Raw genomic sequence first — 16,688 nt, forward strand, 5'->3', positions numbered from 1 at the left:
CTCATAAAGAAAGGCGCTTTTAAAGCGCCTTTTTTATTGTCTTGAGCAAAGTTGATATATTACCAATTCGCTTAATTAAGCATTATTGCAGGTTGATATTAATTACCTCTGGCAATAAACTCAATTCGATTGCCGCTAGGCTCTCTTATCATCATATGTTGGGTTGGACCTTTACCTAAGTTTTCTGGTGCAAACTCTATGATAATATTATTTTGCATTTTTAAGTGTGTATGTAGCTCGCTTAACTTTTTGATACTTTCAACACTGAGTGCTAAATGGTGTAAGCCCACATTTTCTGCTCGATTAAACTCCACACGTTTTTCATCATTTTTTACGCGCCATAATGTAATGGTTATTTTATTGTTTGATAAAAAATAAGCGGGATAGGCCGGGTCATTTCCTAGCGTTTTAAAACCAAGTACATCAGTAAAAAATGCTTTGGATGCATTTAAGTTTGATACGGTTAAACCTAAATGATCAACGCCACCAACCCAACTTTTAGGGGCAGAGTTTTCGTCAGCTATTGAAGTTGTTGATAGCAGCAATAACGCTAATGATGAGATGCCTGTGAGTAATGTTTTTTTTAGCATAGATCCTCTTTATGGTTTTAGTTGTTAAATTGTGGATTTAACAAAGACCTTCATAAACGAGGTTACATTGCAAAGAAGTCGAGTTTGGTGATTAGAAAGCTGCTTTTAGCAGCTCAGTAATCGCTGCGTTACTTTTGATTGGGGGTTTTGAAAAACATCTTCAGTAGGGCCGTATTCAACCACTTCGCCTTTGTCGAGTACAACCACATAATCACTGATGTGGCGCACTAGGCTTAAATGATGCGTGATCATCACATACGTAAGGCCAGTGTCGCGCTGTAGCTTAAGTAATAAATTCACTATTTGCGCGCGTATAGAAGGGTCTAAAGACGAAACAGCTTCATCGAGCACAATTACCTTAGGATCTAAAATTAATGCACGAGAAAACGCTACACGCTGTAGTTGCCCCACACTAAACATATGCGGGTAGTAGTGTTTATGATCGATTAATAGACCCACTTTTGAAAGCGTTGCATCAATCTTTTCAGCTCGTTCGCTGGCATCAAGCTCTGTATTATATTGCAGGCAATCATCAAGCATTTCACCAATGGTTAGCCCCGGGTTGAGCGATGCAGCTGAGTCTTGAAAAATCATACGAATATCCCGACATTGATTATCGCGTACGCCATTATCTTCAATAATATTATTTTCGAGTAAAATTTGCCCGCTATCAGCAGTATCAGCTCCTGAAAGTAGTTTTGCCAACGTACTTTTACCTGCACCTGTTTCACCAATTATGGCAATACTTTCGCCTTTACCCACACAAAACGAAATATTTTTAAGTACTTCAAACTTTTTACGTGAAAAAAGCCCCGCTCGCACATTGAATGTTTTTGATAGTGCTTGTACTTTTAATAGCGGCTGCATTACTTCATGTCCTTAATTAACGGAAAATGACACGCATAACTATGACCATGATGCTTAGTAAGGGCTGGCGTTACCACGCAGGCTTTTTGTGCTTGCGGGCAACGCGGCCCGAGGCGACAGCCAATAGGTAAATGTTGCAGAGTAGGGATAGTCCCTTTAAGTGCATAAAAAGGTTCTTTATGCGCTAGACCTTGTTCGTAGTCTGGCAAGCTTTTTAATAATGCTTGTGTGTAAGGATGGCGAGGCTGTTTAAATATTTCATGGGTTGGGCCTGCTTCAACCATTTGCCCGCAATATAAAACATGAATGCCATGCGACCAATGTGCAATCTCTTCAAGCTCATGAGAGATCATTAAAATAGACATATTTTTAAGTTGGTTTAAGCTTTTTAATAACCTAAATACTTGTGCGCGAGTTGTGCTCTCAAGCGCTGTAGTTGGCTCATCAGCTATCAATAGCTTTGGAGTGCGGGCAATGGCCATTGCAATCATTACTTTTTGACATACGCCTTCTGAGAGCTCATGAGGGTAGCTACTTAGTACCGCTTCGTGGTTTTTAATACCCACTTTATGAATAAGCGCTTTTACTCTGTCTTTTCTCTCGCGGTTGCGTTTTAAAAAGAAACCTTTAGTTGCGACCTCTGGGAGTGTTTCAGCAATTTGATCAAATATTTTAGCGGTAGGGTCAAGGCATCTACTTGGATCTTGATAAATCATCGCTATATCTTGGCTTACTATCTTACGGCGTTTTTCTGGGCTTAAACGCATTAAGTCTACGCCGCGCCAATGAATACGGTCGGCCGTAATATCCCAGCGTTCGTTTAATACACCAATAATCGCTTTTGCTATTAGGCTTTTACCAGAGCCCGATTCGCCCACAAGCGCATGTACTTCCCCTTCTTTTAAGCTAAAGCTCACTCTGTCTACGGCTCTAATTACAGTTTCAGAGGTACGTAGTTCAATTGTTAAGTTACGAACATCGAGTAATTGCATTTAATCAGCCTTACGTGCTTTTAGCACTTGTCGCAGGCCATCGCCTACTAAATTAGTAGATAACACGGCTAAAAATAACAGTACACCAGGTAGCGCTACAGTCCAAGGTGCTAAATAAATAAGGCCTAAGTTTTCGGCTAATATTGCGCCCCATTCGGTCGTCGGTGGCTGAGCTCCTAATTTTAAAAATCCCAGTGCTGAAATGTCTAATATAGCGGTAGAAAGCGCCATCGTGAATATAACCACAATATGCTCATAAATATTAGGGAAAATACCACGCGATATAATATGCCAATTAGACGCACCATCGAGCCTAAACGCAGTAATGTAATCTTTACTTAATTCATCAACAATCAGGTTACGCACTGAGTGAATAAATTGCGGCAGTAACGCTAAAATAATTGCCCATACGGTATTCATTAAACCCGGGCCGAGTATGGCGATTATTATTATTGCTAATAACAAAGAAGGAATAGAAAGGGTTATATCAAGTAAGTGATTTAAAAAGCTTGAACGAAGTCCTTTGCTAATTCCTGCAAAAGTACCCACTAATACACCAAAAATAGTTGTGATCAGGGCGGCTACAACAGAAAGCCCAAATGTATACGTAGCACCATTCATTAAGCGCGAGAGTACATCGCGACCTAAATCATCGGTGCCTAAAATAAAGCGTACATCGCCCATTTCTCGCCACGATGGTGGAATAAGTAGTGCATCACTATGCTGTTGGTTTACACCATAAGGGGCTAAAAAAGGAGCGGTGGCGGCCAATAATGCAAACGCCATAAATATCCATAAACCAACCAAAGCAGGGTGGTTATTTTTAAACTTTCGCCAAAATCGCGCAAGTGGCGATTTATTCGACTCTTCAGAAAATAAATTAAACTTTGCCATGGGCCTGATTCCGCGAGAGTGGATCGAATAAAGTGTAAGTAAGTTCAGCTGTAATAGAGGCTAAAATAACAAATAAAGACACTGCCATTAATCCGCCTTGAATTGCTGGAAAGTCACGCTGATAAATACTATCGATTAACCACCGGCCAATACCCGGCCACGAAAAAATGACTTCGGTAATCATCGCAAGCGTTATCAGCGTACTAAATTGCAAACCAATTTGCTTAATTACCGGCAGTAATGCATTACGCAGTGCATGGTGCATGATAAGTTGGCGGCGGTTAAGGCCTTTTGCCCTAGCTGTTTTAATAAAGTTTTGATCCATTACCTTAAGCATAGATTCGCGAGTAAAGCGCACTAATACAGTGGTCGGATACATAGCCAGTACAATAGTAGGGAGCGTTAAATGGCGTAGCGCATCAATAAAGGCCATCCCTTTATATGGAAAACCAGCCAGTGCAATATCAATTAAAATAAACCCAGTATTTGCGGGTATCTCATAAAGGAGCCCCATTCGGCCTGACATAGGAAACCAGCCAAGCTTTAACGAAAAAACCATTATTAATAACAATGCGAGCCAAAATACAGGCATTGAATAGCCCACCATAGTGGTCGAGTTTATAAGTTTATCGGGCCAACGTTTATGATAGCCAGAGCCTAAAATACCAGTAGGTACACCAATAACAACCGATACTATTAATGCGTACACGCTTAACTCTAAAGTAGCCGGTAGCAAATCAACTATATGGCTAAACACACTGTTACCAGAGGCAAACGAAAGCCCCCAATCACCTTGGAATATTCGCCCCAGGAAGGCAATGTATTGCATAAAGTAATTGCTGTTATATAAATATTTGTCTTCAAGCTCACTATGCTGTGCAAAGTTACTACTTGGTATGCCACTTAAATTACTTAGCGGATCACCGGGAAATAAATACGCCAGTGAAAACGTAAATACGCTGAGCATCAGTATCATAAAAAAGAACAAACCAAGGCGGCGCAAAATATAATCTAAGATCATTATTTTTTCCTCGCATTGGCAAGCGAAATAGCGCCAAACGGGCCAAGTGTTATGCCTTCCACATCTGCGCTACTTGCTTGAAAGCGCAGGCCATGAGCAATAGGCAATAATGGCAGCTCTTTAATAATTAAGCTTTGTGCGTCTTCGTAGTATTTTTTACGTTTGTTTAAATCAGTCGTATCGAGTGCTTGAGTAAGCAATAGATCAAATTGAGGATTACACCAGTTTGCTGGATTTTTACCACTAAAAGTAGCGGTACAGCTCAACAGTGGGCTAAAAAAGTTATCAGGATCGGGTGTATCTGCGGCCCAACCAAGTAATACACTGTCGTGCCTGTGCTCGCCAATACGTTGAATAAACGTGTTCCACTCATACTCTACAATGCTTACATTAACGCCCACTTTGCGTAAATCACTTTGCATAAGCTCAGCCATTTTACGTGCGTTGGGGTTATAAATACGACTTACAGGCATTGCCCATATTGTCATATCAAAGCCATCAGGCAAGCCTGCTTCAATTAGTAACTTTTTAGCGAGTTCTGGATCAAATGTAGGTATATCTTCTTGCGGCTCAAACGCCCAAGAGGTTGGCGGTAAAATAGATTGTGCGCGAGTACCGTTACCGTAATAAACCGCTTGCATTATTTTATCTACATCTATTGCATGCGCGAGTGCTTGGCGCACGCGCAAGTCGTCGAACGGGGCACGTTCTGTATTAAATGCCCAATACCCTATGTTTAAATTTGTTTCTTTTTCAATATTTATATCATCACGTTGCGCTAAAATACTCAATTGCGCACTACTTGGATGAGCCGTTACATCGCACTCTTTAGTCAGCATTTTTGCTATGCGCGTAGTGCCGTTAGGCGTTATATCGTAAACTAATTGTTCAAGGACAACGTCGTGCTTCCAATAAAGTGGATTACGGTAAAAGCGTACAAGGTGATCTCGACGGTATTCTTTATAAATATACGGGCCGGTGCCAATAGGATACTGATCAAACAAGTTTTCTTGCTTGTTTTTCTTAAGTTCCATGGCGTATTCTTCTGAAAGTACCACAGCAAAGTCGGTAGCCATATTAGCTAAAAAGCTACTTTCAGGATTAAATAACTCAAAGCGCACTTGGTAGTCAGACACGCGCACAATTTTACGAATGAGTTGATCAATCCCCACACTTTGAAAATACGGGTAATTGGCATCGCCCACAAAGTGGTATGGATTGTATACATCGAATAATCGGCTAAAGGTGAATATAACGTCGTCGGCGTTAAAATCACGCGACGGCGTAAAATAAGAAGTTGTATGAAACTTTACACCTTTACGCAAGGTAAAGGTAACCGATTTACCATCTTTACTAATTTTCCAATCGGTTGCTAATTCACTTTGAAACTCTGCCGTAACAGGGTCAATGCTAATTAGGCGGTCGTATAATTGGTTAGCAATTATATCAATAGTTGAACCGGTGGTCGTTACTTGCGGATTAAACGACACAGGGTTAGCTTCAGCGCAATAAACTAAGCCTTGGTTTTTTTCTTCTATGATTTCTTCTTTGCTATCAAGGCAACCAACTAAAGTGGTGGCAAGCAAAACAAGTAATAATTTATGCACCCGCATAACCTCTGACTATTGTTGATCCAACAAGTTGTATTTTTTAAGATAACCACGTAATTGATGATACGTTAAACCAAGTACTTCTGCAGTTTTCTTTTGATTAAATTGGCTATGTTCGAGCGCTTTATTAATCATGTTTATTTCAAAGTCGTTTGAGCGCTCTTTTAAGCTACATGGAAATTGAATATCAACGGCTATATTACTGCTTGCTTGAGCAATCGGTGGCGCAACAGCAATAGGCTCTGCATTAACAGTTTGAGCCGCTATAGGTGCTTTTATGCGCGTTTTTGGTCTAAATGGGCTATCGAATGGGTCTAAAATAATCTGGTGAACGGGGATATGTTCACTACCATGGCGATACAAACTACGTTCAACCACATTTTTAAGTTCACGAATATTACCAGGCCAATCATAACTAAGCAGTGTTTCTGTTGCGCTTCGAGTAAAACCGCTAAACAGTTCCCACTCTAAATCGCGTGCCATATTCATCGCAAACTGCTCAGCAAGAAGCATAATATCGTCTTGACGTTCTCGCAGTGGTGGCAGGGTAATTACATCAAAGGCTAAACGGTCGAGTAAGTCACTTCTAAATTCACCTTGCTCGGCCAAATAAGGAAGATCTTCATTTGTCGCACATACTAAGCGGGTATCTACTTTTACAGTTTGTTTGCCGCCAACACGTTCAAACTCACCGTATTCTATAACGCGCAGCAGTTTTTCTTGTACCATAGCTGAGGTATTAGCTAATTCATCTAAAAACAGTGTGCCACTGTTAGCGCGTTCAAAACGACCTTCGTGACGTTTACTTGCCCCCGTAAAAGCACCGCTTTCGTGGCCAAATAACTCACTTTCGAGTAAGTTTTCGTTAAGCGCTGCACAGTTAAGTTTTACGTAGTTTTGATCCCAACGTTTTGATAAAAAGTGTAAGCGTGCTGCTATTAACTCTTTACCTGTGCCGCGTTCACCAATAATAAGTACCGGTTTATCTAAATTAGCCAGTTGCGATACCTGATCGAGTACAGACAGAAAGCTATCTGATTGGCCGAGTAAATTATCCTGTTGGCGATATTGGCTCATATTTCCTAACTCTTGGTCATTTTTACTAACAGTTAGTGTATTTCATAATTAGGGATAACTAAAGAAATTTGTATATTTAGTTTAACGTAATGAAAATAAAGTGTATTTTAACTTTTAAAAAGTTGGCAAGCATATTGATACTAGTTATAGCAGACTAACTACGTTTTAATTACAGAGGTAAATGTTATGGGAATTTTTTCACGTTTTGCAGATATTGTTAATTCTAATATCAACGCCATTTTAGATAAAGCAGAAGACCCAGAAAAAATGGTTCGTCTGATTATTCAAGAAATGGAAGATACGCTTGTTGAAGTACGTTCTACATCAGCTAAAACATTGGCTGAGAAAAAAGAAATTGTACGCCGCTTAGATACACTTAAAGCGCAGGTAAGCGATTGGCAGGATAAAGCCGAACTGGCTTTAAGTAAAGACCGCGACGATTTAGCGCGTTCAGCCTTACTTGAAAAGCAAAAGTCGGCAGATGCCGTTGCTTCAGTCACTAGTGAACTTGAACATGTAGAGTCTCATATTGAGAAACTACAACAAGAAGTAACGACGCTACAAGAAAAACTAGCAGATGCGAAATCTCGTCAAAAAGCGATTATACTTCGCCAGCGTTCAGCTGAGTCGCGCCTTGAAGTGAAAAAGACGCTTGATAGCTCTAAAGTAGAAGACGCACTTAATCGCTTTGAACGTTACGAAACAAAAATTGATGGACTAGAATCTCAAATTGAGTCGTACGATTTAGGTAAAAAGACGTTAGCGGACGAAATTGCTAATCTACAAAAAAATGAAAAGATAGATGATGAGCTAGCTGAACTTAAAAAGAAGCTAGCTGATAAATAACTTATAAAGGGGTACTTAAAGTGCCCCACTGCTTAAAAACATCAAAACGGATTGTCAGGAGAGGATTATGTTTGATTCAGACGTAATAATTGTACCATTTGTTATATTTATGATTTTTGTTGCACCGCTGTGGTTAATTTTACATTACCGTAGCAAAAAACAAGTAAGCCAAGGTTTAAGTGAACACGAACATCGCCAGTTACTTGAGCTTGCACATAAAGCCGAAAAAATGGCAGACAGGGTTGAAACACTTGAAGCATTACTTGATCAAGAGTCACCACAATGGAGACGCAAAGTATGAGTGCCAAACGCGAATTATTAAGAGACCCACAACGCGGTAAAATAGCCGGAGTATGTGCGGGATTAAGTGACTACTTTAATATGGAGTTATGGTTAGTTCGCATTATATTTGTTAGTGCGGTACTGCTAACGGGTGGCCCATTATTTGTGGTAGCGTATATTGCAGCCTGGTTCATTTTAGATAAAAAAGAGCCCGCAACAGTGCAAACTAAAAGCTCAACTAAAACTGACGATCCGCTAGAAGTAAAATTTAAAGTATGGCAAAAGGGCGAGCCACCGCGCCGCGCATTGCAAGATTTAAAAGAGCGTTTAACGCGTGTAGATACTCGCCTTCAAGATATGGAGCGTCATGTAACTTCAAGCGAGTTTACGGTGAGCCGTGAAATTAACAAACTTTAAAGGATTTAATAGCACCTTATTTGCAGCGTGATAAATTACGGCAAATTAGGTGCAAGACACTTTATGAGCCAATCATTTGCAAAAAAGACCTTTAAAAGTATTAAAGGCAAAGCACAAAAAGCCCTTCATCGCAGTTTAGACCAACACGTAAAACTTGCCGTAACTGGCCTAAGTGGTAGTGGTAAAACAGCCTTTATTACCGCGCTTGTTAAACACTTAACAACCCAAGCGGACGATAAAAACTTACCTTTTTTTGATGTAATGCGCGAGCACCGCCATGTGGCCACTAAAGTTGTGCCGCAAGAGGCGTTAAAAGTTCCTACGTTTAATTATACGCGCGCGCTAAATTCATTATTACCCAGCGATGGGATGCCTACATGGCCTGCATCAACCGAGCGGATTAATACTTTGCGCTTGGCAATAAAGTATCAAAGCAACGCAGGGCTGCGTGGCCACTTTTCGCCGCAATCAACGCTTTATTTAGATATTATTGACTACCCAGGCGAATGGCTCCTCGATTTACCTATGCTTGAGCAAAGCTATTCTCAATGGTGCGAGCAGCAATATCCGTTATTAACTCAGCCTTCGCGTGTAAATACATCAAGTGATTTTCTAGCAGCCGTTGAGCAACTTGATTTAAATGCACCTGTAGATGAAAACGCACTGGCTCATATTGCTCAGCTTTATCAAAGCATGTTAGTAGGGCTTAAAAAAGACACCAAACTTGCCATGCTGCAACCTGGGCGTATGCTTATGCCTGGCGACTTACAAGGGGCGCCATTGTTATTGTTTTTTCCGGTATCGGGCGAAGTAAATAGCGACGATGTCGTTGCGGGTTCTAATTTAGCGCATTTAATTAAGCGCTTTAACGCCTATATAAAAGAAGTTGTAAAACCATTTTATAATGAGCATTTTAGGCACTTTGATCGCCAAATCGTACTTGTAGATGTACTTAGTGCATTAAACGAAGGGCACGAAACCCTTCAAGAGCAAAGCAGTGTAATAAACCAATTACTCGCACACTTTAATTATGGTGAATCAGGCTTTTTTAAACGTTTATTTAAGCCAAACATAGACAAAATATTATTTGCAGCTAATAAATCCGATCACATAAGTGCAAAACACCATAAAGATTTAGCACTGCTACTTGATTCGCTCGTGCATGAGCAAAGTAATCATTTAAAGTTTGATGGTGTAAAAATAGAGACCATGGCCATGTCGTCAATTACAGCAACGCAGCCGCGCCAAATTACCGACAAAGGCCAAACGCTTGACTGTATTTACGGTAAACCATTACACGAGCCTGATTGGCTTACCTATTTACCGCCGCAACCTCCCTCGCGGATGCTTAATAAAAGTGAGTGGCCAGCACAGGGATTTGAGTTTTTATCGTTTTCTCCAATACCGAGCCCCGATAAACAACTAAAACATATTCGATTAGATCATGTCATGCAGTACCTGCTAGGAGACAAATTAACATGAGTGAGTCAAACCAAACATTTCAAGCAGGGCGTCGCATAGATACGCAAAGCATTGAACAAAACGAACCCGTTTTAGCACCTGCAAAAATTATTCAGCACGGGCAAAGTGATTACGAAGAACTTGAAGATGAAGCACTAGAGCCCGAAATAGATCTGGAACCGGTGTATAAAAAGTCAAAGTGGCAAACGCTTAAAGGTGTTTTTGCTCTTAGTTTTATAGTACTGGTGCTTTTAGAGTTTGCGTACTCGTTAGTATTTGCTTTCGAGCAGTCAATTATTTTAGGCAGTGTTTATTCAACTGCGGTTGTAAGTGGCGTACTGCTAATAGGGCGCTTATTGTGGCGAGAGTACCGAATGCTGCGCAGTTTAAAGCGTAACCAATTACATCGAGTTGAAGCCGACAGGCTTTTAAATAGTGAGCAAGTAGGTGGTGCATTACCTTGGCTCGAAAAGCTCAATAAACACCAAGAGCTTGATAACTTTGAAATCTTTAAAAACCAAGTATCGATGCATCACAGCGACAAAGAAATAATGACACTGTACGCCAACAGTTTATTAGTAACTCAAGACACCAAAGCTAAAAAGCTTATAAATCGTTTTGCGACTGAATCTGCACTGCTAGTTGCCCTAAGCCCACTTGCGCTGGTGGATATGATGGCCGTGCTTTGGCGCGGTACTAAGTTAATAGAACAAATTGGTAAAATCTATGGCATTGGTTTTGGTTACGCAAGCCGTATTAAGCTTTACCGTATGCTGATAAAACAAGTAATGTTTGTAGGCAGTGCTGAGCTTGTATCTGACCTTGCTGCAACTGCACTAAGTGCTGAGCTACTAGGTAAACTTTCGGGTCGGGCTGCGCAGGGCGTAAGCGCCGGTATTTTTACAGCGCGTATTGGTTACAAAGCAATGGAGCTTAGCCGCCCATTACCAAGGCTTGAAAACAAGCGAAGCTTGTTAAAAGGCACTGTGCAAAGCATCGCAGGTAAAATTATGAGCCGTAAAAAGGCGGAGTCAACACAATAAAATACGAGGGCGTGTTGATCTTTGATGGTTGAATTTGCAGCAGTGTGTTTGGTGTTTAGGCAAGGCAGAGCTTATGAAGTGTGGTTATTCCCCATAAATAGGCGATAACGCAGCATAAATGCCAAACATACGCTGCCCGTTGGGTTCTTTCCAGGGACGATTAACTCTTTGTTGCCTACATGGATGTAGGTAAGGGGCGTGAGCAGGACGCGGAAGCTTTGCTCGGTTTTTACTTATTCTTACATGGATGTAAGCCAGTAGGGTAACGCAGGAGCAGTTACCGAGCCCACTAGGTTACAAACCTCGCGCCGCGATTTAATCGCCCCTAGATTGAACAAATTTCAATCCACAAAGGTCAACACGCCCTGGTGGCAATATTTGTGTACAAACGTGCGCTGCACGGTTTTTACACAAATAGCCATCTGAGCATCCGGCATGCTTGCTGTTTGTAAGCGCATACGTTTTGATTGTTGAATCGCAAAAACATAATAATCAAAAAAATGAGCCTACAATGAGCAAGCATCATATAAACACCCAGTGTATTCACGGACCACAAAAAGCAAACGACCCGCACGGCGCACTTACTTCTCCTTTGTATCAAACCTCTACCTTTCATTTTGAAAACGCCGCACAAGGTGCTGCGCGTTTTGCAGGCGACGAACCTGGCTATATTTATACGCGCTTAGGAAACCCTACAACCACAGAGCTTGAGCAAAAAGTTGCTCAACTAGAGAGTTGTGAAGCAGCTGCTGCAACCGCAACAGGTATGGGGGCTGTATCTGCCTCAGTACTGAGCTTTTTATCGCAGGGGGATCACCTCGTTGCCTCAAGTGCTTTGTATGGCTGTACCTTTGCGTTTTTCTCGCACATGTTGCTGCGCTGGGGAATTGAAGTCACGTTTGTTGATATGACCAACGAGGACGAGCTACGCGCTGCCATCAAACCTAATTCAAAAATGATATTTGTAGAAACGCCAATCAACCCCACTATGGCGGTTATTGATTTGGCACTCATTGGCGCAGTTGCTAAAGAGCACAACTTAATTAGTGTGGTCGACAACACCTTTTTAACGCCGCTACTGCAATCACCAAAAAAATACGGTATCGACATTATAATGCACAGTGCGACCAAGTATTTAAATGGTCACGGAGACGTAGTCGCCGGTATTGTATGTGGATCGCTTGAGCACATAACACACATTAAAATGACCGTACTAAAAGACATTGGTGCAACCATAAGCCCGCACGATGCATGGCTAATTAATCGAGGCCTAAAAACACTCGCCATTAGAATAGAACGCCATTGTCAGAGTGCACAAACAATAGCGCAATATCTAGAAGCGCACCCACAAGTAAGTACCGTATATTACCCAGGGCTTAAATCGCACCCAGGTCATAAGTTTATTGGCAACCAAATGAAAGCCGCTGGTGGTGTTATTGCATTTGAAATAAAAGGCACGCTACAAGATGGCGCACAATTTATTGATAGTATGAAACTTTGTACACTTGCAGTAAGCCTCGGCGACGCTGAAACACTGATTCAGCATCCTGCATCTATGACTCACTCGCCTTATACGCCAGAGGAGCGAGCCNGCCGCGGCTGGAATAAGTGATGGGCTGATCAGACTCTCGGTTGGGCTTGAAGATGTTAACGACATTATTAGTGATTTAGACCAAGCTTTTACTAATATTGGTTAGGTGTATTTAATTATGTACACCTAAAAATAAGCTGTAGGCCTTTATTTAAAGGCCTGTATTTTTAATGTGCCACAGGTGTAATTTTAACTTTACGATCTAAGTGATCGCGACAAATACTGATGTTAGCCTATCTATTAAACTTTTCTTCACTTTTGCATAGTATGGGGTCATTCGATATTCAATAGGTTTGAGTATCACACTGACACCGATTTAGGGCTCACACCCAAGAAGGTACTTATGGCTAAAGCAAGTAAATACACATCCAAAACACCAGACGAAAATGGTGTTATACACTGGAGTGATGAAGAAAATAAAATTTGGTCTGAGCTTGTAGCGCGTCAACTTGCATGCATTGAAGGCAAAGCCTGCAACGAGTACATGCAAGGGTTAAAAAAGATTAACCTGCCGCACGATCGTATTCCGCAGTTAAGCGAACTAAACGAAGTGTTACTAGCCACTACCGGTTGGCAAGTCGCGCCAGTACCTGCGCTTATCGACTTTGATGAGTTTTTTAGATTACTGGCAAACAAGCAGTTTCCGGTAGCTACATTTATTCGTAGCCGCGAAGAATTTGACTACCTACAAGAGCCAGATATTTTTCATGAAATATTTGGCCATTGCGCCATGCTAACTAACCCTGACTTTGCCGAGTTTACGCACAAGTACGGGCAATTAGGTTACGCAGCGCAGAAAAAGGATCGTGTATACCTTGCGCGTATATACTGGTTTACAGTTGAATTTGGTTTAATGCAAACCGAAGACGGCTTGCGTATTTACGGCGGCGGTATTTTATCAAGCCCAGGTGAAACTCAGTACGTATACTCAAACACGCCAGAAATCAGCCCAATGAATGTGCTTGATGTACTGCGTACGCCGTACCGTATTGATATTATGCAGCCACAGTACTACACCATAAATTCGATTCATGATCTGTTTGATATATCGCAAATGGATATTATGACTTTGGTTGAGCGAGCTAAAGAACTTGGCTTGCACGACCCAAAATTTCCACCAAAAGAAAAATTAGCCAGTTAAACATTAATGCTAAAAAAGCTAAAAGTAAGGATTTAGAATGTCTTCATTAAGTGCACAAAAATGCGAAGCCTGTCATGTAGATGCGCCAAAAGTATCTGACGAAGAGTTAGCACAATTAATTACTAAAATCCCAGACTGGGTACCAGAAGTACGCGACGGCATTATGCAACTTGAGCGTGTTTATAAATTTAAAAACTTTAAACAAGCCATCGCGTTTACTAACAAAGTAGGCGATATGGCAGAAGACGAAGGCCATCACCCAGGTTTATTAACCGAGTGGGGCAAAGTAACGGTTACATGGTGGAGCCATTCAATTAAAGGCCTACATAAAAACGATTTTATTTGCGCAGCTAAAACAGACGACGTATTTAACGCGCTGTAAACCACACTAATTGAGCAAACCAACAAAAGCACTTATTTTTATAAGTGCTTTTTTGGTTTTGGGAGGTTGTTCGCTTATCAGTAACGATTAACTCGGCGTTAATTTTTATTACCCACAAAGACTAAAAAAGCTAGCCAAAAATGATCATTTCAATTTTAATGCTTTCGGGGATACTTATAATTCATTTAAACAATAAATTGTAAAAGTATAGAAGCAGTAGTCCAATATATTAATTTACTTATAGTATTCAGTAGAGATCTATTTAGCTCCAGTGCTGAAGGTATGTACTGAACTAACACTACAGTGAAAAGGAATTTTAAATTGAAAGAGCAAGCCGCAGACTTCTCAAAAGTACAAAGCGTATTTACATACAGTATCTTCAGAATCGCTTTAATTATCCCCACACTACTTTCAATCGTTTTGCTGTTATTTATTTGGGTTAATAACAATTTGAGCATTACTTGGCCAAGTAAAGAAAGTTTAGATATTTTCCTAAATTATATGAATGTCCCTCTATGGGTACTTGGTTCATCTATTCCATTAGGAACATTAGCGGCGGCTAATTTCAGGGCATTACAGTTTCAACAAAACCTATTGTACCAAAAAGAAAATATCGAAAGGCAAAATTTTGAACACGTTATCGACTTGTACCATAAAGAACTTTCGCTTTTTAAAGAAAAATTTGAGTCAATAATCATCAATGGTAAATTTAAAACAATAAAAGGCTCAGACGGAGCTCTTATTTTTACACGATTCTATGAGAAGCCAACTAAAGAAAATTTAAATGTAATTAATCTAAATAAGTTACGTATAAAGTCCGTATTTCATTTTATTAACAGGCATTGAAGAATATCACTTTGAAATTTGTCAGACGTTAGGAATTAAACATTTTTCGATAAGTAGTGAAAATATTATAACTGTAATTTATTCAATATTTGATATTTACGGTTTACAGTCTAGTTTATTCGATGATGGCAATAGTCTATCACCTATGTGCTTCTCAAGTTTAAGGCAGGGTATGTTGTTTGATATATTAGAGCATTGGGTATCCCATAGTAATATAGGCAAGTCACACAAAAAAAATGAAGAATATAAATTAAACGACTTTTTAGATCATTATCAAATTACTATCCTTACTGCTGCAGGTAAAACAAAAAAGCCCTAAACCCAAAGGGCTTAGAGCTTTCTATATACAATTAAAGTTTAGCTAAAATACTTCACTTCAACGTATCGTTGGGTTTCGTTTCACTCAACCCAACCTTGTATCTCTTCTTGATGAGTGTTTAGCTAGCACTTGTCACATCGGAAGACAGTGAGCTCGTACCCAACCAGAGTGTGAAAATGCTGTGACGTAGATTGAGCCCTGACTTCCTAACCTCCATTAAACTGAATGGTATCCTAGCGCCCCAACTAAGGGTGACGCTGCATGTACAAGGGGAGTAGATAGAGATGAAAGCTTTTATTGGCATTGATGTGGGTAAAGAAAAGTTAGATATTTCCTGGCTACGCGATGTAGTCAAAAGTAAAAAGAAAACGAAGATTTTTAAAAATAACCCGAAGGGCTATCAAGAGTTAGTTGCCTGGTTGATAAAGAATACAAATTTAGAAGCACAAGATATTGTTATTACAACAGAGCCCACAGGTGTTTATAGCGAGCCGCTGATGTATTTCCTATATGAGCAAGGATTTATTTTATTACATGTAAATCCTGGTAAAGCAAAACAGTACGCAAGTTCATTAGGGCTTGTCCATAAGACAGACAAGTCAGACGCCACAATGCTTGCTCGTTATGGTCATGACCAACAGCACTCACTTTTAAGTTGGCAGCCTGAGCCTGTTGAAGCGAGAGAGTTAAAAGTAATGACGCGTAGACTTGAAGCACTTGAGCAAGACTTACGTCGCGAAGAAAATCGTTATGAAGCTGTTGGTTTCTCAGGTGCATCTACTCGAGTTACTCAGTCAATTGAAGATATGATAGCTGTACTAAAAACTGAGATGGGTAAGCTAAAAAATGACATTGATGAGCATATTGATAGACACCCACAATTAAAAAAGAACCGCCAATTGCTTCAAAGTATCAAAGGTGTTGGAGAGGTAATATCACGTATGATGGTGTCCTTGATGGCATGTAAACAGTTTAAAAATGCCAAGCAATTAGCTTGTTACTTAGGCTTAATACCTAAGCTTAATGAGTCAGGCAAACGGGCTGGAAAAACAACCTTAAGCAAAGAAGGGCCTGGGTATATAAGGGCTAAATTGTATATGGCTGCTGTAGTAGCTGTACAACATAATCCAGATATAAAAGCCCAAAATAAGCGATTAGTGGAGCAAGGTAAAACAAAAATGCAGGCAATTGGTGCTGCAATGAGAAAGCTGACACATATCTGTTTTGGTGTTGTGAAGAATCAAACTGAATATCAGCCCCAAGCTATTTAAAGAAAGCTTGAGGCTGATTAGAAGAGATGGTATCTACG

General features: G+C 40.4%; 16 protein-coding genes and 1 pseudogene. 10 read left to right on the plus strand and 7 right to left on the minus strand.

Features of this window, described 5'->3' with window-relative positions; all coding sequences use genetic code 11:
- Positions 1-98: 98 nt before the first annotated feature.
- The 7 genes from L656_RS0117110 to pspF form a co-directional block, all read right to left on the minus strand.
- Positions 99-590 carry a VOC family protein gene (locus tag L656_RS0117110; RefSeq protein WP_024600103.1) on the minus strand — a complete coding sequence of 164 codons (492 nt, stop codon included), beginning with the start codon at positions 588-590 and terminating at the stop codon, positions 99-101.
- A gap of 105 nt (positions 591-695) precedes the next feature.
- A complete protein-coding gene (locus L656_RS0117115; protein WP_024600104.1) occupies positions 696-1,457 on the minus strand; it encodes an ATP-binding cassette domain-containing protein in 762 nt (253 codons plus the stop codon).
- A complete protein-coding gene (locus tag L656_RS0117120; RefSeq protein ID WP_002958338.1) occupies positions 1,457-2,449 on the minus strand; it encodes a peptide ABC transporter ATP-binding protein in 993 nt (330 codons plus the stop codon). The genes L656_RS0117115 and L656_RS0117120 overlap by 1 nt, the downstream gene beginning before the upstream one ends.
- Complete coding sequence (locus tag L656_RS0117125; RefSeq protein WP_024600105.1) at positions 2,450-3,343, minus strand: ABC transporter permease subunit; 894 nt, start codon at positions 3,341-3,343, stop codon at positions 2,450-2,452.
- On the minus strand, positions 3,330-4,364 hold the full coding sequence (locus L656_RS0117130) for an ABC transporter permease (protein WP_024600106.1): 1,035 nt from the start codon (positions 4,362-4,364) through the stop codon (positions 3,330-3,332). The genes L656_RS0117125 and L656_RS0117130 overlap by 14 nt, the downstream gene beginning before the upstream one ends.
- Positions 4,364-5,971, minus strand: a complete 1,608-nt coding sequence (locus L656_RS0117135; RefSeq protein WP_024600107.1) for an ABC transporter substrate-binding protein — start codon at positions 5,969-5,971, stop codon at positions 4,364-4,366. Before L656_RS0117135 ends, L656_RS0117130 begins: the two co-directional genes overlap by 1 nt.
- A gap of 15 nt (positions 5,972-5,986) precedes the next feature.
- Positions 5,987-7,051, minus strand: coding sequence for a phage shock protein operon transcriptional activator (gene pspF / locus L656_RS0117140; RefSeq protein ID WP_024600108.1), 1,065 nt, complete (start codon positions 7,049-7,051; stop codon positions 5,987-5,989).
- 186 nt (positions 7,052-7,237) lie between these two features.
- Here pspF and pspA point away from each other — a divergent pair, with 186 nt between their 5' ends.
- The 10 genes and pseudogenes from pspA (at position 7,238) to L656_RS0117195 (ending at position 16,650) form a co-directional block, all read left to right on the plus strand.
- The gene (gene pspA / locus L656_RS0117145; RefSeq protein WP_024600109.1) at positions 7,238-7,897 is read left to right on the plus strand and encodes a phage shock protein PspA; all 660 of its coding nucleotides are present in this window, start codon (positions 7,238-7,240) and stop codon (positions 7,895-7,897) included.
- Between the two features lie 67 nt (positions 7,898-7,964).
- Positions 7,965-8,198: an envelope stress response membrane protein PspB gene (gene pspB, locus L656_RS0117150; protein ID WP_002958332.1), complete on the plus strand. Its 234-nt coding sequence runs from the start codon at positions 7,965-7,967 to the stop codon at positions 8,196-8,198.
- On the plus strand, positions 8,195-8,596 hold the full coding sequence (gene pspC / locus L656_RS0117155; protein WP_007580963.1) for an envelope stress response membrane protein PspC: 402 nt from the start codon (positions 8,195-8,197) through the stop codon (positions 8,594-8,596). Before pspB ends, pspC begins: the two co-directional genes overlap by 4 nt.
- 63 nt (positions 8,597-8,659) lie before the next feature.
- Positions 8,660-10,078, plus strand: a complete 1,419-nt coding sequence (locus L656_RS0117160; RefSeq protein ID WP_024600110.1) for a YcjX family protein — start codon at positions 8,660-8,662, stop codon at positions 10,076-10,078.
- A complete protein-coding gene (locus tag L656_RS0117165) occupies positions 10,075-11,100 on the plus strand; it encodes a TIGR01620 family protein (protein ID WP_024600111.1) in 1,026 nt (341 codons plus the stop codon). The genes L656_RS0117160 and L656_RS0117165 overlap by 4 nt, the downstream gene beginning before the upstream one ends.
- A 511-nt stretch (positions 11,101-11,611) precedes the next feature.
- Positions 11,612-12,797 (plus strand): annotated as a pseudogene (gene megL / locus L656_RS01000000122385) (methionine gamma-lyase).
- 237 nt (positions 12,798-13,034) lie between these two features.
- Positions 13,035-13,832, plus strand: coding sequence for a phenylalanine 4-monooxygenase (gene phhA, locus L656_RS0117175; RefSeq protein ID WP_002958327.1), 798 nt, complete (start codon positions 13,035-13,037; stop codon positions 13,830-13,832).
- A gap of 37 nt (positions 13,833-13,869) precedes the next feature.
- The gene (locus L656_RS0117180) at positions 13,870-14,214 is read left to right on the plus strand and encodes a 4a-hydroxytetrahydrobiopterin dehydratase (RefSeq protein ID WP_002958326.1); all 345 of its coding nucleotides are present in this window, start codon (positions 13,870-13,872) and stop codon (positions 14,212-14,214) included.
- A gap of 321 nt (positions 14,215-14,535) precedes the next feature.
- Positions 14,536-15,060 (plus strand): hypothetical protein, encoded by a 525-nt coding sequence (locus L656_RS0117185; RefSeq protein ID WP_024600112.1) that lies wholly within the window; start codon positions 14,536-14,538, stop codon positions 15,058-15,060.
- Positions 15,061-15,663: 603 nt separating this feature from the next.
- Entirely contained in the window at positions 15,664-16,650 is a 987-nt protein-coding gene (locus tag L656_RS0117195; RefSeq protein WP_024599051.1) for an IS110 family transposase, read from the plus strand.
- Positions 16,651-16,688: the final 38 nt, after the last annotated feature.

The organism is Pseudoalteromonas sp. TAE56, from assembly GCF_000497955.1.
Classification (GTDB): domain Bacteria; phylum Pseudomonadota; class Gammaproteobacteria; order Enterobacterales; family Alteromonadaceae; genus Pseudoalteromonas.

Excerpts from the sequence above, each read along its gene's own strand:
- L656_RS0117110 (WP_024600103.1), bottom strand. The coding sequence starts at position 590 with ATGCTAAAAAAAACATTACTCACAGGCATCTCATCATTAGCGTTATTG.
- L656_RS0117115 (WP_024600104.1), bottom strand. The coding sequence starts at position 1,457 with ATGCAGCCGCTATTAAAAGTACAAGCACTATCAAAAACATTCAATGTG.
- L656_RS0117120 (WP_002958338.1), bottom strand. The coding sequence starts at position 2,449 with ATGCAATTACTCGATGTTCGTAACTTAACAATTGAACTACGTACCTCT.
- L656_RS0117125 (WP_024600105.1), bottom strand. The coding sequence starts at position 3,343 with ATGGCAAAGTTTAATTTATTTTCTGAAGAGTCGAATAAATCGCCACTT.
- L656_RS0117130 (WP_024600106.1), bottom strand. The coding sequence starts at position 4,364 with ATGATCTTAGATTATATTTTGCGCCGCCTTGGTTTGTTCTTTTTTATG.
- pspF (WP_024600108.1), bottom strand. The coding sequence starts at position 7,051 with ATGAGCCAATATCGCCAACAGGATAATTTACTCGGCCAATCAGATAGC.
- pspA (WP_024600109.1), top strand. The coding sequence starts at position 7,238 with ATGGGAATTTTTTCACGTTTTGCAGATATTGTTAATTCTAATATCAAC.
- pspB (WP_002958332.1), top strand. The coding sequence starts at position 7,965 with ATGTTTGATTCAGACGTAATAATTGTACCATTTGTTATATTTATGATT.
- pspC (WP_007580963.1), top strand. The coding sequence starts at position 8,195 with ATGAGTGCCAAACGCGAATTATTAAGAGACCCACAACGCGGTAAAATA.
- L656_RS0117160 (WP_024600110.1), top strand. The coding sequence starts at position 8,660 with ATGAGCCAATCATTTGCAAAAAAGACCTTTAAAAGTATTAAAGGCAAA.
- L656_RS0117165 (WP_024600111.1), top strand. The coding sequence starts at position 10,075 with ATGAGTGAGTCAAACCAAACATTTCAAGCAGGGCGTCGCATAGATACG.
- phhA (WP_002958327.1), top strand. The coding sequence starts at position 13,035 with ATGGCTAAAGCAAGTAAATACACATCCAAAACACCAGACGAAAATGGT.
- L656_RS0117180 (WP_002958326.1), top strand. The coding sequence starts at position 13,870 with ATGTCTTCATTAAGTGCACAAAAATGCGAAGCCTGTCATGTAGATGCG.
- L656_RS0117195 (WP_024599051.1), top strand. The coding sequence starts at position 15,664 with ATGAAAGCTTTTATTGGCATTGATGTGGGTAAAGAAAAGTTAGATATT.